At 47.1% G+C, this 17907-nt stretch carries 10 protein-coding genes; all 10 read left to right on the top strand.

All coding sequences use genetic code 11. The features are described from left to right. Positions 1–9: 9 nt before the first annotated feature. The gene (locus tag HP398_RS21615; RefSeq protein WP_173623602.1) at positions 10–4734 is read left to right on the top strand and encodes a non-ribosomal peptide synthetase; all 4725 of its coding nucleotides are present in this window, start codon (positions 10–12) and stop codon (positions 4732–4734) included. 136 nt (positions 4735–4870) lie between these two features. After that, positions 4871–6154, top strand: coding sequence for an MFS transporter (locus tag HP398_RS21610; RefSeq protein ID WP_017249127.1), 1284 nt, complete (start codon positions 4871–4873; stop codon positions 6152–6154). A gap of 90 nt (positions 6155–6244) precedes the next feature. Further along, complete coding sequence (locus tag HP398_RS21605; protein WP_217368825.1) at positions 6245–7450, top strand: efflux RND transporter periplasmic adaptor subunit; 1206 nt, start codon at positions 6245–6247, stop codon at positions 7448–7450. A 3-nt stretch (positions 7451–7453) separates the two neighbouring features. Then, positions 7454–10495, top strand: a complete 3042-nt coding sequence (locus tag HP398_RS21600) for an efflux RND transporter permease subunit (RefSeq protein WP_173623600.1) — start codon at positions 7454–7456, stop codon at positions 10493–10495. A gap of 37 nt (positions 10496–10532) precedes the next feature. Further along, positions 10533–10835, top strand: a complete 303-nt coding sequence (locus tag HP398_RS21595; RefSeq protein ID WP_173623599.1) for a hypothetical protein — start codon at positions 10533–10535, stop codon at positions 10833–10835. 109 nt (positions 10836–10944) lie between these two features. Next, positions 10945–11148, top strand: a complete 204-nt coding sequence (locus HP398_RS21590; RefSeq protein WP_026043127.1) for a hypothetical protein — start codon at positions 10945–10947, stop codon at positions 11146–11148. A 130-nt stretch (positions 11149–11278) separates the two neighbouring features. Next, positions 11279–11746 (top strand): MarR family transcriptional regulator, encoded by a 468-nt coding sequence (locus HP398_RS21585; protein WP_173623598.1) that lies wholly within the window; start codon positions 11279–11281, stop codon positions 11744–11746. 85 nt (positions 11747–11831) lie between these two features. Next, a complete protein-coding gene (locus HP398_RS21580) occupies positions 11832–13016 on the top strand; it encodes an MFS transporter (RefSeq protein ID WP_173623597.1) in 1185 nt (394 codons plus the stop codon). 79 nt (positions 13017–13095) lie between these two features. Beyond that, positions 13096–15498, top strand: a complete 2403-nt coding sequence (locus HP398_RS21575) for an AAA family ATPase (RefSeq protein WP_173623596.1) — start codon at positions 13096–13098, stop codon at positions 15496–15498. Between the two features lie 94 nt (positions 15499–15592). Then, positions 15593–17872 (top strand): S8 family serine peptidase, encoded by a 2280-nt coding sequence (locus HP398_RS21570; protein WP_017249120.1) that lies wholly within the window; start codon positions 15593–15595, stop codon positions 17870–17872. Positions 17873–17907: the final 35 nt, after the last annotated feature.

Raw genomic sequence — 17907 nt, 5'->3', positions numbered from 1 at the left:
TGATGAGGTTTGAATGGTGTTCAGATTAAAAATATATACCGCTTGACACCTATGCAGGAAGGCATGCTGTATCACTTTATCCTTCATCCTGAATCAGAGGTTCACTTCGAACAAACGGTGATTACGATGGAGGAGTCGTTGCGGCTTGATCTCCTTGATCAGAGCTTTCGAGACCTCGTTGAAAGATTCGATATCCTGCGAACAGTCTTTCACTATAAAGAAAGTAAAAAGCCTCTGCAGATCGTGTTGAAGCAAAGAGAAGCAGCTATTCAGATCGAGGACATCTCTGACCTGACTCAGGATGAACAAGAAGCATTTGTGGAGCAATTTCTTGTAAGGGATCGGGGCAAGAGATTTGATCTGGAAAAAGATCTGTTGTTTCGGATTACCGTTATGAAATTGAGCGAATCAAAATACAAGATGGTGTGGAGCTTCCACCATATTATTATGGATGGCTGGTGCCTGGGGATTGTCGCAAAAGACTTTTTCCATATCTATCGCTCTTATCTTCAAAATAAGAAGGCTGAGCTGGCTCCACCGTATTCTTTCAGTACCTATGTCACTTGGCTTGGCAAGCAAAACAAACAAGAGGGACTCTCGTTCTGGCGAGATAGCTTGGATGGATTTGATCAGCAATCTCCTTTACCGGTTGAAACGATTTCAACCGGTAAGGGGTACCAACGAGAATCGATCGTATTTCGCATGGATCGGGAAACGACTGCCCGTTTGGAGCAGATAGCGAGATCAAATGATGTAACACTGAGCATCGTCTTTCATTCCCTCTGGGGATTGTTGCTGCAACGATACAATTATGCCAATGATGTTGTCTTCGGATCAGTCGTTTCGGGACGTCCCTCTGAGCTCGTTGGCGTAGAAGAAATGGTTGGATTGTTTGTCAATACGATCCCAATGCGAATTCGCAGTGAAGGCAAACAGACATTTTCAGAGTTGCTTCGGCAGGTGCAACAGTTCTTCACAGCCACAAGCAGCTACCAATACTTGTCTCTGGCGGATATTCAGTCCGAAACCACATTAAAACAAAACCTGATTCAGCATCTCATGGTCTTTGAAAACTATCCATTGACGGAAGAGGCATTCGACGAAGATGGAAAAGGTGGTTTATTCGGAATCACGGATGTCCAAGGATATGAGCAAACCAGCTACGACTTCAACTTGTGCATTATTCCCGGAAAGGAATTAGAAATTCACTTTATCTATAATGCACTTGCTTACAGCAATGCCTATCTGCAAAAAGTACGAGCGCACTTGAATCAGTTGATTCAAAGTATCGTCGGTAATCCGGACCAGCCGATTGCGACAATGCAAATGGTCACAGACGAGGAGCAGGCTCTCATTCTGCAACAATGGAATGACACGGAGATGCTGGTTGATCAAACGCTAACCATTGACCAGCTATTTAAGGAACAGGTCAAAAAGGGGCCGGATTACATTGCCGTGGTCGATCAGGAAGGCACATACACGTATCAGGAATTAGATGACAAATCCGATGCGCTGGCCCACGTGCTGCGTGAGAAAGGGGTAAAACCAGGCAGCATTGTTGCTGTGATGGTAGAGCGCTCTACTGCATACAGCCTCGCCATCTTGGCCGTTTTAAAAGCGGGCGGTGCCTTTCTTCCAATTAGTACCGACCATCCGAGCGAACGGATCAGCTATATGATCGAAGATAGCGGGGCCAGCATTGTTTTGGTCCATGATCCGACGGTATCGTATGCAGAAAGTATTCTCCCAGCAGCAACATTGATCAATCTTGATGATAGGAGCGTATACAACGATGTTTCACCTGTTGTACAGACCCTTCATCGTTCGAGTGACCTGGCCTACGTCATTTATACATCCGGGTCAACGGGGAAGCCAAAGGGGGTAAGGCTGCACCACGTCGGAATCGCCAACCTCCAGCAGTTTTTCATCAACGATCTCGGGATCACCCAAAAGGACAAGGTGTTGCAGTTTGCCAGCATCTCTTTTGATGCCTCTGTCTGGGAGTTTACGATGGGGGTATTGACGGGGGCGAGATTGGTCATTGTTTCAAAGGATGTCGTACTCGATCCGCAGGCTTTCAGTGAGTATCTGCTACGGCATGAAGTAACAGTCGCGACGCTTCCACCTACCTTTGTTACGTATTTAGAGCCGGAAAATTTCCCGAAATTGAAGACATTAATCACCGCAGGCTCCGCGGCAAACTGGGAGCTTGTCCATAAATGGAGTGCGCATTGCCGATACATCAATGCATACGGTCCAACCGAAACAACGATTTGTGCAACGACTTGGACGTATGAAGGGCAAGAGAGGCTGCCGCAGCAAGTGCCAATCGGAAAGCCCATTGCCAACACAAAAGTATATGTGCTGGATGCGCACGGTCATTTGCAGCCCCAGGGAATTCCTGGTGAGCTGGCTATCGCGGGTATTAGCGTCGCTGATGGCTACATCAATCGCGAGGAATTGACGAACGAGAAATTTGTGGCAGATCCGTTTATGACCGGTTCGAGGCTCTACAAGACGGGAGACATGGTGAAATGGCTTGCGGATGGTAGTCTGGAATATTTGGGGCGAATGGACAACCAGGTCAAGATACGTGGTTTCCGTATCGAGCTTGATGAGGTTGAAAACGTGATCCTATCCCAGGCGGGAGTGAAGGAAGCGGTCGTGTTGGCCAAAAAAGAGCAGGGAGGAGATGCCTGCCTGATCGCTTATCTGGTCTGGGAGCAGCCTGATTGGAACAGAGATTTGCGTCAGGAGCTTTTGGCCACTCTTCCGGCCTATATGGTACCAACGTATATCCACATCCTTGAGAGAATGCCTATAACACCAAACGGAAAAATAGATCGGAAAGCATTACCTGAGCCTGCCATGATCAGGGAGGCAAGTAAGCAGATGAATCCACCTGTTACAGAGCAGGAGATTAGGCTGGCGGAAATTTGGAAAGAAGTGCTCGACCTACAGGAAATCAGTGTGGATGACCATTTTTATGATCTGGGTGGGCATTCTATCAAAGCGATCCAACTGGTAGCGCGACTTCATAAGGAAGGAATAGAAGTAAAGATTCAAACGATCTTCCAATATGACACAGTCAGAGCGCTAGCAGGATATGTAGATACAGTAAACCGAGTTCGCACCACAAAAGCGCAAGATAAAAAAGAGCTGGAAACCTTGATTTACGCTCATTTTCAAGTACGAAGCAATTATGTAGAGTTGCCCTTCGGCAACAAGCATCGAGCTGTTCTGTACGTGGAGGAAAATGCGCGGGACAAACACCAAGAAATACTGTCCGTATTGCGTACGTCTTGTGATCCTGCAATTCAGCCGCACGCCATTCAATATCTGGATCTCTCGCAAAAAGCATGGGAAAAAGAGAGGAATGATATCCAAGAGGCTGCACTAGATGAGAATGAATCATTGCCATGGCAGGAGCGCCTCGTCAACGAACTCGATCAGAAGCTCCTCCGTTATTCGGAGGCGATCGTCACTCCGCAGACTTTTATCAGACAGCCGCTGTCACCTTCACAGCGCTATCATGTACAGGAAAAGGACATTTCTGGAACAGTGATTCGCTTTGGGCGGATGATCGATCCTAAGACACTGGAAAAGGCATTTCGTAAAGTCCTGGCGCGGCATCATTTACTGCGATGCACGTTGGCTTTTGAGGAAGAAGAGCCATATTGGAAAGAATATCCTTGCCCTAGTGAGATTGCGCTCCCTGTTGTTGATGTATCGAGCGACTCGGATGACAGAAAAGAAGCGGTGCGCCATCTTTTACTGAGCGAATATTTTTACAAGCAGCATGATTCGATCGGTTCTTTGTCTTACAAAGTGATCTTGCTGAAAGAGAGCGAGAAAGAGTACTCGTTCCTATTCCCGGCATCGCATCTCATTTTTGATTTTATTAGCAGTGAGGTTCTGCAAAACGACATGAACCTATATTACGAAGCGTTGGAGAATGGTACAGAGCTCTCGGAAAATGATGGGAATACGTATTGGGATTTCGTCCAGCAAATTACCAAGGGTCCAATCGGAATCGAAGATCAACAGCTCATGGAGGAATTTGATCTTCACGCATTTGAGAATAGTCTTTTGTCCATAGAAAGACAGCTCGCATCTTCATCCGCTTTGGACGGCTACACGATTGTTACCTGCGAACTGGATATGGACAACTCGCAGGAGACAGAAAATGCACGGATTCCGATTGCTCTTTTAGCCAGATTTTGCGAAAGAAGTTATGGAGTCCAAAAGGCACCCATCTTCCTCATGAACTTTGGCAGATCCTTTATGGGGAACCATTTCTTCGATGTGCTTGGCGAGTGCATCGATCATATTCCGCTTCATATTGATCCAGCGTCGAGTTTGGATGAGTTGGAAACGTATGTGAAAGCTCGGTTGGATCTCGCAAAGAAGAGGAACATTCATTTCACCAATCTCGTGCAAAGTCATGATGTAACGGAAAACTATCCTCTTTCTAATCACTCACTCATCCAATCCATGCAGATGACGCCTATTATTTGTAACTTTCTGGGTGAGCAGAACAAGAGTCAACCAAGTGAATACGATCACCTGTTTATAAAAGGAAAGAAACGTATTCTCTTTGAGGCTTCCTATACATCCATGGGCAAAATGACTATTTTTATGGCTTTGCCATATCGCGAGGATGAAAGGAAGCTGCGAGTGATCTTGGAGGAGGAAGCGAAAAAATTGATAGGATCGCCTCTAGTCATACGCTAAGAATCGCCTAGGAATCGTATTGGAAATCGGCAGATGGATTCCGCTCTATTCCGGATTTATTGTCCGTGGGGTGTAGCGGGTTCCTCTTGCCGAAATAAATTGTCACCTAGAGGGATTACTATTCAGGGAGGTTAAGATGGGCAACCAAACATACGGATACGGATTGAATATTTTTCTCTTTTCTTTCACTCGTTTTATCACAGAATTAGGTAGCGGTGTCTACAAATTTGCTCTTGCTCTGTACATTGCGGATGTGACGGGTTCTTCCGCTGCATTTGCAACTGTTTTGGGCTTTTCGTACTTGCCAGGGGTGCTGATTAATATTTTTGCAGGCGCCTATATTGATAGACACAACAAGAAAAAAATCATGGTTGTCACCGAGCTGCTAAGCGGTGCGCTCGTTCTCTTGTTTTTACTGTTTTTCCTTCAGTTTCCCACGAATCTATGGCTATTTGTCGGATACGCCTTCGTGATCAGTACCATTCAGGCCTTTACGTATCTCGCTTTGCAAGCATCCATTCCTGAGCTGGTAGACGAAGAAAGAGTAGGAAGTATGAACTCTATTTATCAAGCGATCAGTGCCATTCTCAATGTAGCGGCTCCTTTGGTAGGGGCGGTTGCCTATGGGTTAGTCGGGATGGAAATGATTTTGCTGATTGATGGCCTTTCTTTTATCGGAGCAGGGATCATGCAGATGTTCCTCCGTTTCCGCAAGACTGAGGTTGTACAGGAGACAACGCAAAGCTATACAGACACAATCAAGGAAGTCTTCCAATATATCCGTGAACAGGTCGTCATCAAGTACTTGTTCCTGATTTTCCTTCTGCTCAACTTTATTTTCCCTCCGCTCATGTATGTAGGGCTGCTGCATATTGCCTATCGAGTCGAAAAAGTATCGATGGAGCAATTCTCCTTTATTCAGTCCTCCTGGTTTATCGGGATCATTATCGGAGCGGCTATTGTCTCTATGAAAAAGGTGAGCAAATACGTTGAGAATAAAATCTTCCTTTTGATTCAAGTGCAAGGGATTCTCTTGATGACGTGGATCTTTCCGATTTTTGTTCCGGAAATGAGTAACGCCTCGTGGATCATTACGGGCGTGTTTGTCGGGATTTTATTGGTCTCCGCCATCTTCAACTCCATGGGGAACATCCCGATCTTTACCTTTGTTCAATTGAACACGCCTGAGCATTTGCGTGCCAGCATGTTTGGCGTGGTCGGGACTTTTACCGGAGTGGCCGTACCGTTTGGGATCTGGTTGTACGGTATTTTACTGGAGGCCGTTTATTGGCCATATCTCTTGTTGGTCTCAGGTGCCGTCATTTTCGTAGTCGCTTTGATCGCTCATCTGAACAAGCAAGTGAGTCAATACTTTAAGAAAAAAGAAGAACAGGTGGTTGCGACAGACAAGTCTGCTTGAGCAAGGTCACGATAACGAGAGAGAGAATATGATGTCAGCTTCATTCAAAAAGACAATGACAAAACTACTGGAGGACTCTACGTGAAGAGTATGCGCTACGTCGTTTTGACCGTTGTACTGATGTTCATCACGGGATGTGGAGTGGAAACGAAACAGGAAGCGGAGCAAACCAAGCAAAAGATCGTGCAGGTGCACACCGTAAAACAGACAGATTCCCTGCCGATACCACTTACTGCTTTCGTTGAATATAAACAGGAGAGCCATTTAGCCTTTGGGGCTTCTGGTACGATTGAACGAATGAACGTAACAAAAGGGGCAAAGGTGACACAGGGCCAGGTATTAAGTTCATTAAATACGAACTATTATCAAAAAGGGCTGGAAGCGGCACAAAGCCAGGTTCAAAGCGCATCAGCGTTGCGTTCAAAAACGTTGCAAGGAGCAAGCGCCGATCTCATCAGCAAACAACGCTTGGCAGTGGACAGCCAGGAAAAGCGCATGAAGGATGCGCAACGGAAATGGGAGACAGCCCAAGAGCTGTTTAAGGGCGGTGCTATTTCGCAGAGTGAGCTGGACAGTGCACAGTCGGAAAAAGAGCAAAACGAGATTTCGCTACAAGAGGCGCGAATTACGTTGGATAAGTTGCTAAAGGGTGCGGAAGTCAACGAGATTGCCAGTGCAGATGCCGATTTGAAACAAGCGGCCAGTGAAGTAGAGCTCGCAAAGAAAACCCTTCAAGAAACGCAACTCGTCGCGCCATTTAGCGGAACGGTCATCGATGTGACCCAAAAGGCAGGTAGTCTTGCCCAGCCAGGTGAAAGTATCATTCACCTGGTTGATAGCTCGGAAGTGAAGCTGAAGGTCGATGTCCCATTGGATGTGATGGAAAACTACAAGCAAGGGGACACGGTGCCTGTGGCAGTGGAGGGAAAGGGCAAAAGTAAAGGGACCATTACATTTATCTCACCTGTACTTAACCAGGAAACGGGAAAGTATCTTGTAGAGATAGCTGTTTCCAATAAAGACAACGTGTTGATCGAGGGGATGGTCGCGACTGTAGAGATGGCACGCAAAGTGAACGGAATGCTCGTTCCCGTCCAAAGTGTTGGGATTAAGGAAACACAGCGCTTCGTCATGGTTGTCGAGAATGGTGTAATCAAGAGACGTGACGTGGAAGTGGGACAAATTGTTGGAAATAACGTCGAGATTCTATCGGGCCTTCAGTCAGGTAATCAAATCCTAATCTCCGGCATAACGTACTACGCCGAAGGAGAAGTCGTTACGGTGAAAGGGGAGTAACCGATGGACAAGGTCATTCTCTTTTTGCTAAAACGAAAAGTGATCCTCTATTTGTGCACATTCCTCATCGTGCTTACCGGAATCGGTGCTCTCTTTTCCTTCAACGTGGAGCTTGTACCGAAAACGAATTTGCCTTGGATTGAAGTGAATATTTCAGGAGGAGCGCTGCCGCCTGAAGAGATGGTGGAAAAGGTCACGAAAAAAATAGAGCAGGAATTGAAATCTGTGGCTGGCATTAAAAATTTCTCATCGAAAACAGGGACGGGGTTTTCTGGCATCTCGATCCTTTCAGAGGATGGGGAAGGTGAAAAGGTCAAACAAGAGACACAAAATATTGTGAATCGGCTGCGCAACGAGTTTCCCAAAGTAGTGGATACCGTTACGGTCACGCAAACGAATTTAGGTGATGAGGACTTAATTGACTACGCAATGGTGGGTACCGATACACAGACCATGCTCACCTTGTTGAAGACGACCATTAAGGATCGAATAGAATCCGTCCCGGGTGTGAAGGAAGTGGTCATATCCGAGGACGGTTTTGAAAATAAGGTTGCGATAACATTTCTTCCTGAACGGCTTACTGCCTATCGAACGACAGCAGCGGATGTTGTTGGTCAGCTTCAGAGTGCCAATTGGAAAAAAGCAGTGGGGATATTGGAGAATCCGGGGTTCGACACCGTTGTGATGATTGACAACAGCTTAAAAAATGTAGAAGAGTTCAAAAGCATTTTGATCAAGACACCCAAGGGCAAGGTTGCACTCGAACAATTGGCAACGGTGAGTGACCTACGCGGAAGCGTGAAGGACGCAATTTCCATGACAGAAGGAAACCTCTTTGTACAAATCAGTGTAAAGCGTGCTGCGGGGAGTGACCTGATCACTACACAGAAAAAAGTCGAGGAAGTTGTGAGGCAAATCAATAATGAGGCGGGCGGAAACTACGAGCTGAGAGTCATGTTTGAATCCGTCTCCTTTATTAAAAAAGCGATCACCAATTTGAGTCGAGATGTTGTCATTGGAGGAATATTGGCAATCCTCGTGCTCTGGGTATTCCTGCGAAATTGGCGTGTGACGATGGTCATTGCAACGACGCTGCCTCTCTCCATTCTGATGACTTTCATCGCTTTGAAAGCTGCCGGATATAACATTGACATGGTGGTATTGATATCACTGAGTTTGTCAATCGGATTGATTGTTGACGCCGCAATCGTTGTTCTGGAGAGTATTTATCATTTGAGAGAAAAGGGAATGCAGCTGAAGCAGGCCATCGTTCAGGGATCAAAAGAAGTCATAGCACCTGTTTTTGCTTCCCAATTAACTTTGATTATTGTGTTTTTACCGCTTGTGGTCGCGGATTTTGAACAGTGGCTGAAGCCTATTCTTCATACCATTGCGTTTACCGTTACCTCTACCATTCTTGCGTCAACGATTGCAGCTTTTCTGTTTGTTCCCATTTTTTCCGAGCGTTTTCTTCAACACGATAAACAGTTGCAGTCCCCTAGCGAAAAAGGGAAAAATCGGATTGTTTCTCTCTTTCAGCGATTACTGCTGATAACCCTTCGTCATCGAATTCTCACATTGCTGGTGGCTCTTGCGGTGTTTGTAGGGGCATTGGGTCTCTTCCCATTGATAAAAATAGGAAATGGCTTGAATGCCAATGAGAATCAAATTTTTGCCACGCTCACGATGCCCGATGGCACTAGCTTGGAACAGGCGCGAACAGCGGCAGTTGAAGCGGAAAAAGCATTGAGAGAGTTGTCCGACGTCAATCAAGTCTTTTTTACGGCAAAGAAAGAGACCGTCGAGTTAAATATTACATTAGTGACCAAGTCGCAACGAACACAAGAGAAAGAAGAATTTATGCAAGAAGTAAACGGTCGCTTGAATGCCATTGACGGAGTGGAACGGACGAGTTTGACATTTGGCTTCTCAGGTGAATCGGCACCTATTGAGTTGCAGGTCGCGGGCGAAGATTTAGAGGTTTCCCGGTCAGTTTCCACAAAAGTAGAAGAAATGCTGGGGAGCATCCCCGGTGTAGTCAACATTCGGAATGACTTTGAAAGAGGGAAGGAAAAAGTAACGCTGGCACCAAAGCAGGAGGCAATGTCTCAATTACAGGTTGACTCAGATTCATTGGACAGCCAAATCAGCATGCTGCTTGGGGAGCAATCCCTATCTACAATCAGTCAAAATGGTATCGAAACCTCGATTGTTGCCAGATTTCCAGAGACATGGGTGACACATCCTGACCAACTCCAACAGACGATGATTCGAACCGAAACAGGCTCACAGGTGCCGTTACACGAGTTGGTCGATTTCCATTTCAGCAAATCTCCGATCACAATCAAGCATGAAAAAGGAGAACAAATCATCACCGTGTCAGCAGAACTGTTGGGCACGGACATTGGTACGGCGGGTAGACAAATCAATGAAAAGCTGGACACTGTGGAATTGCCCGCTGGATACAAGATCGAGATCGCTGGAGATTTGAAGGAACAGAATAACACCTTTACCCAGGGAATCATCGTCTTGGTAGCAGTCGTCTCCCTCATCTATGTGATTATGGTGGCGCAGTTTGGGAGATTATCTCAGCCGTTTATTATCATGCTGTCGCTGCCTATGGCCTTGGTGGGAGTCATTCTCGGATTCGTGGTCACGCAGCGAACCTTTGGTGAGATGGCGATGATTGGGCTCGTCATGCTGGTAGGAATTGTTGTTTCCAATGCGATTCTGTTAATTGACAGAATCAATCTGCTCCGTTCACGGGGGATGGGGTTGGAAGAAGCGATTGTACAGGGGACGCGCGATCGTGTTCGTCCGGTAATCATGACCAAGCTGACAGCGATACTCGGTATGCTGCCGATGGGACTCGCTGTTGCGGAAGGAGCGGAACTAGAGGCGCCGCTTGCTACCGGGGTAATTGCGGGGTTGATTTTTCACACGCTCGTAACGCTTGTCTTGGTTCCTGTTCTTTATTCGATCTTTGAGGGGATGCGCGAAAAGAGAGTAGCGCGAAAAAAAGCACAGCGTATTGCTGATTTGTAAAAAGGGAAACGGGGTACAGTGCTGTTGAACCAGCGTTGTGCCCTCTAACAACTTCCTAGAGCGAATAACTTTTACGATAGGTGAGTCTGTCAAGGGTTCAACACAAAGGAGGAGCAATCATGAGCATAAAAGTAGGCATTATTGTCTGCGGTTCCAATGCAAACGAACGGCTAATCCGGATCGTGCACAGAAGCTGATTGCAAAGTACGGGGGTACGGTAGCGGCTAGCTGGCAGGAGGTCGTTCATCATCCTGAGGTTCAAGTGATCAGCGACTGCTCGACGAACGAAATGCATCATATCATCACGACACAGGAAAAGATGGGCTTATCGCCCTTTTGATTATCGAAGCGGCCATGGAGTCAGCTGAAACGGAAAAAACGACTTCTTCACAACAAAATATTGGATGATTGCCTTGTTGCTTGGTCACACTAAGGTGGGAGGTGTAACCATGGAACGAACCATTCAGGTCAATGGTGAGGATTATCATTTCGAGTCAACGTATGATGGGGATTCACAGTATAATGTACAAGTGCGATGCGGCAAGAAAGTGGTATCGAGTTTCAAAATCTCGGCCGGATCGGAAAGTGAAGTGTTTGAGGCTGCTCGTGCTCATTTCAGTGCGGACAAGGAATTGGGCAATCTAAATGGATAGAGACTGGTCTCGGAACGCAGCTTGCGAATGCAGGGCTGCGGTTTTTTCTTGCGCAAAAGGAAATCTCATGATAAGGTTATTTTGTTTCCTTGGAAACAAAGTTCGAAATAGATGAGGAGCTGATGCTGCATTGGACCCGAAAACGAAGCTTTGGAATCGCTGGATCACCTTTCTACATAAACAGGAGGAGCGCAGCAAGCTACGTGAAGAAATGCTATTGCGCGATATCAAAAGCAGCGTACCTGATTACGATAAAGTTGGTAGGTTATCCGTAACAGAGCTCCACGTCCTTCAAGAGGTAGGGGGAAAAGATCGAGTCAATGTTACGACAATTGCACAGCATATTGGGGTAACAAAGAGTGCGATATCCAAAATAACAGTCAAGCTTTTGAAAAAAGGATTACTCGAGCGCTATCAGCTCGAAGACAATCAGAAGGAAGTTTTTTTTCGTCTGACATCAGCAGGAGAAATGGTAAACGAGATTCACGAACACTACCATCAACGACTGGAGATGGACGTGTACCGATTCTTGGATAGGTATAATCCTGCTGAATTGGCATTTTTGGATGAGGTCATAAGAGAAGCAACAGAAGATTAGGGGAATTATACAACTGGTGTTCATTATTTTTTTACGAAAATTGTTTCCAAGGACACAATATTAAAGAGATAAGAGGAGAGAAACCATGAATCCAAAAAAAGTACTGTACCTACTTGGGATAACGCTAATGCTAGGTATGTTCGCGCAAAATTTGTTCATGCCTATTTTACCAGCCATGCAAAAAGAGTTTCAGACGAGTGCAACCATGATAAATTGGACCATTTCAATCTTTACCGTCATGCTCGCGATTATGCAAATCATCTACGGACCATTTATCGATCGGTTCGGCCGAAAACGTGTCATGATACCTGCCCTGATCCTATTTACGCTCGCGTCAATCGGATGCTATCTGGTCGATTCTATTTATGGGCTACTATTTTTTCGGGCTTTACAAGGGGCGGGGTTTGCTGCCATTCCGATCGTAGCCGCAACGATCATTGGTGACATATTTACAGGAATCCAACGTGCATCTGCGATGGGTACTTATCAGATGCTGCTTGCGCTTAGTCCGGCACTTGGTCCACTGTTGGGAGGCTGGATTGGCGGCATCGGCGGACATTCTGCGGTCTTTTTGTTTTTGGCGATCTGTGCAGTCTTTCTCGTCGTCATCAATGCTGTATTGTTACCCGAAACGAAAAAGGCTCAAGCTATATCATCAGGCGGTTTTACACTAGGGTCTTTCCGTAATATTTTGCTCCACCCAGTTGGTGCATCTGTCATTTTGATCGGTTTTAGCCAAATGTATGCCTATTATTGCTTCCTGCTGTTTCTCCCTGTGCAATTGACGAACCATTACGTAGTCTCCGTTGAAATAATCGGATTGGTTTTCTTGCTCGTGTCAGTCGTCTTTATTATCAGTAGCAAGCTGTCTGCTGTATTGCAAAATCGATGGGGAGCACGTAAAACATTACTGGTGACGACCGGTTTAAATGCTTTGGCGATGTTTCTTTTTATGACTGCTGCTGATGTTTCTTTTCTGCTGCTTGTGGTAACAAGTACGCTGTTTGCCTTAACCTTAGGTGTAGGTATGCCTGCACACACGATTTTGCTATCCGAAGTATTTGAAGCAGAGCGTGCAACGTCCATTGGTGTGTACAATTTCATCCGCTATACGGGGATGGCTGCAGGTCCGGTTGTAGGTGCGATGCTGTTAGAATGGGGCGGGGTCTGGCTTGAATTTGGTATGGCCGGTATCCTCATCACTTTGGCGACCTTGTTCGCGCGTCAAAAGGTGAAAAAAACCGCATCGAGCATGCAAGGGGAGTTCTGATGTTCGGACAGACTTTTCATGTTCGGCTAAATATGCTACAACAGGGATGAAACAATGGAGCGGGAGGAGCAATCAAAAGATGCAGCATCAAGAAGAACGGGACCCGAGGGTACTGATTGCAGGCTTTAGCGAAAATCCGTCCAGCATCCAGTCACTATCCGAAGGCGAATGCCTGACATTCCTGCAAATGCTTGAACAGCATCGCCAAGAACATCCAGGCGAAGAGCTTGATTTGATGGAAGCGATGGTGTTGACGCGAATGTCTGCTTTGCGGATGCACAAAACAGGAGGCCATACGCTGGCAGCTGAATGGGTAGATCGTGCGCTTCAACTAGCCCCTGATTTTCGCTACGCTGGAGAAGTTAAGCTCGAGCTGTACTTTTCACAGTTGCGATCCCATGCCTTTCTCACTGAATTCAAGTCCGTGCGTGAAACGGATAACGTCGTCATGCGCAGGAGAACAGTTGAGGTGCTGGAAGAGCAGGCAACCAATGAGCTGGCTGAAATCACGAAGTGGCGCTCTCTTGCTGAAGAGACGCTACAGGCAGCGCAAAAATGGAACGATGCGGAGGCGGAAGCTACGGCTGCTGGCCTCGTGCTGTTATACACGGAACGACAAAATTTATTAATTCAATTGCAAGAACGTGTTCAAGCGTATGGAGCGTCTTTATCCGGGGTCTTTTACTCCAGTGAAATGCTCGTCCAATTGCAAGAGACGATTCGCGCTTTATCTAACCAGCAAGAACAGAAGGAAAAGCTCCTGCCGCAAAGGAACGAAAGGGTAGAAGATCGCGAAAAAGCGACTCAACAAGATTTGAGTGCTTTAGAGCAATTGGAGCGGTTGATCGGCCTGGACGAGATCAAACATCGGGTTCGGCAGCTAGCGCAATTTCTACAGTATCGCCAGCTGCGCGAAGAAAAGGGCTGGCATATGAAAGACCAGCTCCCTCTTCATCTCGTGCTGATGGGGAACCCAGGCACGGGGAAGACGACCTTGGCTCGCTTGATCGCCAAGCTGTATCAGGAGCTCGGATTGTTGGCAAAAGGACAGCTCATCGAAGTGGATCGTTCTCAGTTGGTCGGCGCTTACGTGGGACAGACAGAACAGCGCGTCATGGAAGCAATCAAGCAGGCAGACGGCGGCGTCTTGTTTATCGATGAGGCATACAGCTTGAAGCGCCCAGATAGCTCCGGCAGTGATTACGGACAAGTGGCGATTGACACGCTTGTATCCGCTATGACGAGTGGCGAGTATGCAGGACGCTTTGTCGTGATGCTGGCGGGCTATCCCGAAGAAATGCGTCATTTTTTGTACGCCAATCCTGGGCTGAATAGCCGTTTTCCAGAGACGGGCCACTTTTTACTGCCGGACTATCAGGCGGACGAGCTGGTGCAAATCGCAGAAGAAGTAGCCGTACGGAACGATTTTACTCTGACAGAGGCGGCAAAAATTACGCTGCGCCAGCGCATTGAAAAAGCGCAAGTAGACGAGACGTTTGGCAATGCACGGGCAGTTACAAATATCGTGCTCGATGCAATCTTTGCCAAAGGACGCGAGACAGATGGTAAGGAACTCAAATGGGATGACTTTACGATTCTGAAACCCGAGGATGTCCGTGGCTTCGATCCGCCGCAAAAAGAAAGGAATGCAGAAGCTAGACTGCAAGCGTTGATTGGTCTTGCTCAAGTGAAAACGGAGCTGAAAAAAATCGCTGCGTATGTGTCCGTCCAGCAAGAACGTGCAGCAAGAGGCCTGCCGAAAAGTCCGATTGAGCTGCATGCCGTCTTTACTGGGAATCCAGGCACAGGGAAGACGACGGTTGCCCAACTGTATGCGCAGATTTTGCAAGAAATCGGCTATTTGAAACGTGGTCATCTTGTTACGGCGAGTAGAGCCGACTTGGTAGCGGGGTATGTCGGTCAGACCGCAGTGCTTACTCGCAGAAAAGTTCGAGAAGCTTTGGGCGGCGTTTTGTTTATCGATGAAGCGTATTCGCTGCTCGGTGGAGGAGAGCGGGATTTTGGGCAGGAAGCGGTTGACACGCTCGTAGAAGAGATGACCAAACACGAAGAGAATCTGGTCGTGGTCCTCGCAGGCTACCCACTCGAAATGAATTCATTATTGATGAGCAACCCTGGACTTTTGTCGCGGTTTAAAAAATATATTGCGTTCCCCGACTACACCGTGAAGGAACTCGTGCACATTCTTGAACAGGCTGCATGCGATGTAGGGTATGCGATTGAGAAGAACGTGCTGGAAATGATCTCGCAGTCTTTGGATAAAGCAGTCAGTGATCATCGATTGAATGGCAACGGTCGTTTTAGCCATAATCTATTGCAAGAGGCGATCCAGAACCAGGCAGTGCGACTGATGGATATTCCGAAGCAAGAATGGAATCAAGAAATGCTGATGCAGTTGGCATGGGCCGATTTTCAACCGCTATTACAGTGGACGGTAGAAGAGGATGGGGCAAAAAATTAGTTTTTGTCCCATCTCTATGCCTTCCTACTCTTTTGACAATTCACCCTTTCTCTTATAATGGATAGAAATGGTTACATTACGCCATGGGGGAAGGGTGTTTGGTTTGCGAAAAAAATGGCAGGCAGCTTTATGCACGACACTTGTTCTGACACTTTCGCTGGAGGGCATTCCAGCGGATGCCAAGCAAGAGGGAGAGCGTCGGGGCAATATCCAGATCGAAGCCGATAAGGGTCTTGCACTGGACAAGCTTACGTCGAAAAAGAGAGAGTCCGAGCTCGTCGTTATTCAGTTATCTGGTCCTGTTCGTGAGGAGTGGAAAGAAGAACTGGAAGATATCGGCGTCACGCTTGGTGATTACATACCGGATTATGCCTTCATCGCGAAAATGGAGGATGAACAGGTAAGAAGGGAAGTCGAGGAGCTGTCCTTTGTCGAAGACGTCATGGCGTTTACACCGAAGTCCAAAGTATCGTCAGAGCTTCGCTTTTCAGGAGGCAATAGAGAGCGGGTCGAGGTTGCCGTCATCGGTTTCAATCAACGGGTGGACATGTTTCGAGCGATGACGGAAATGACAGAGGATCAAGATATACGAGACATTCAAACGCCGGAAGATGCTCCGCATATATCTATTGCTAAGATGGATCAGGAAACGATTGAACAAGTGGTCGAATCAGATGATGTTATTGCTGTCGTCCCTGTGCCAGAAAACAAGCTACACAATGATGTGGCAGCTACCATCATTCGTTCGGACAAGCTGACCTCGACAGGGTATACAGGCAAGGGACAAATTGTCGGAGTCGCCGATACCGGACTGGATACAGGGAAGCTTCAAACGATGCATCCAGATTTTAAAGGCCAGATTGAGAAGCTCATTTCAATTGGCCGACCGAATGATGCGAGTGACGTCCACGGTCATGGTACGCATGTTGCTGGCTCCATTGTGGGCACAGGAGAAGCATCTGATGGACAGTATAAAGGAACGGCACCGGGTGCGAAGCTCGTTTTCCATTCCATAGAAACCGCGAAAGGGAAGCTCAACACGGATGTTGAGACGATTTTGCAGGAAGCATACGAAGAGGGAGCCCGCATTCACTCCAATTCGTGGGGAACGAATGATAAGGGAGCGTACAGCCTATCATCGCTTCTGTTTGATCGCTTTTTATGGGAGCATCCAGATATGACGGTGCTAATTGCGGCTGGAAACGATGGCGAGAAAGGCTATAAAACGATTGGGAGCCCAGCCACTGCTAAAAACGTCATCGCCGTTGGCGCCACGGAAAATGTTCGGCCCAACTTGGGGAAGAGCTCCGATAAAGCGGACGACGTGTGGGTATCGAGCAGTCGCGGCTTAACGGACGACGGACGTCTGAAGCCTGATATTGTCGCGCCTGGTTCAGCGATCTTGTCCACGCGCTCTTCACTGGCACCGAGCAAAAATTTCTACAAGCGTTTTAATGAGCATTACGCGTATATGAACGGAACGAGCATGGCTACGCCGATATTAGCGGGCGGTGTGGCACAAATCCGGGAATTTTTACAGGACGAAGGGGAAAAAAATCCGAGTGGTGCATTAGTAAAAGCCATGCTGTTGACGAGTGCAGACAACTTGGATGAAGACATGCGAGAGCAAGGCTTCGGCCGAGCTAATCTGGAGCAGGCAATTGAAACGAATTACAAGGACGTGAAGGACGGCATTCGCACCCGTGAAAAAGTTACGTATAAGGTCAAGGTCTCGGATGATTCCAAGCCTTTGGCAATTACACTTGCGTGGACGGATTATCCTGCTGCCATTGTCGCAAAGCGTACGCTCGTCAACGATTTGAATCTGAAGGTGACGACACCGAGTGGAGAAAAACTGAACGGCAACGACTTTTTTGAGGCCCCGTACAACGACGAAGTGGACAACCTTAACAACGTCGAGCAAGTGTGGATTACCGAGCCGGAAGAGGGAACCTACACCGTGACGGTCGAAGGCTATAACATCCCGAAAGGACCTCAGCCGTATGCGCTAGCAACAACGGGAAAATGGCAAAAGACGGATGACGAGGAAGAGGAAGAGGAAAAACCGCCAGTTGTAGACAAAGAACCTGCGCGAACAGGGAAACTGACGAAGAAGCAGAAAAGCATGGAGTATTTGATCCGTGTTAATGAGCCTGGTGATTTGGAATTGTCCGTAGAGTGGGAAGAGAATGCAAATATTGATTTGTACGTGTTTAACAGTCGTTCACAAGAGCTCGCTGCTGCAACAAGCACCGACAAACCAGAACAACTATCGGTGAATCTTGAAAAATCCGGTCTGTACAATATTCGCGTTGTGTTGACGGATGGAAAAGAAGCAAAGTATCGCCTATATATGAAAAAGCCAGGAAAATAAATAACAGACACAACCTTCGTCTTTTGATCGGATGA

It is taken from the genome of Brevibacillus sp. HB1.4B (assembly GCF_013284285.1).
Lineage (GTDB): Bacteria > Bacillota > Bacilli > Brevibacillales > Brevibacillaceae > Brevibacillus > Brevibacillus porteri.
This window is presented reverse-complemented; position numbering and strand designations above follow the sequence as displayed.

Coding starts and splice junctions, on each gene's coding strand:
- HP398_RS21605 (WP_217368825.1), top strand. CDS start 6,245: ATGCGCTACGTCGTTTTGACCGTTGTACTGATGTTCATCACGGGATGT.
- HP398_RS21575 (WP_173623596.1), top strand. CDS start 13,096: ATGCAGCATCAAGAAGAACGGGACCCGAGGGTACTGATTGCAGGCTTT.
- HP398_RS21600 (WP_173623600.1), top strand. CDS start 7,454: ATGGACAAGGTCATTCTCTTTTTGCTAAAACGAAAAGTGATCCTCTAT.
- HP398_RS21610 (WP_017249127.1), top strand. CDS start 4,871: ATGGGCAACCAAACATACGGATACGGATTGAATATTTTTCTCTTTTCT.
- HP398_RS21580 (WP_173623597.1), top strand. CDS start 11,832: ATGAATCCAAAAAAAGTACTGTACCTACTTGGGATAACGCTAATGCTA.
- HP398_RS21590 (WP_026043127.1), top strand. CDS start 10,945: ATGGAACGAACCATTCAGGTCAATGGTGAGGATTATCATTTCGAGTCA.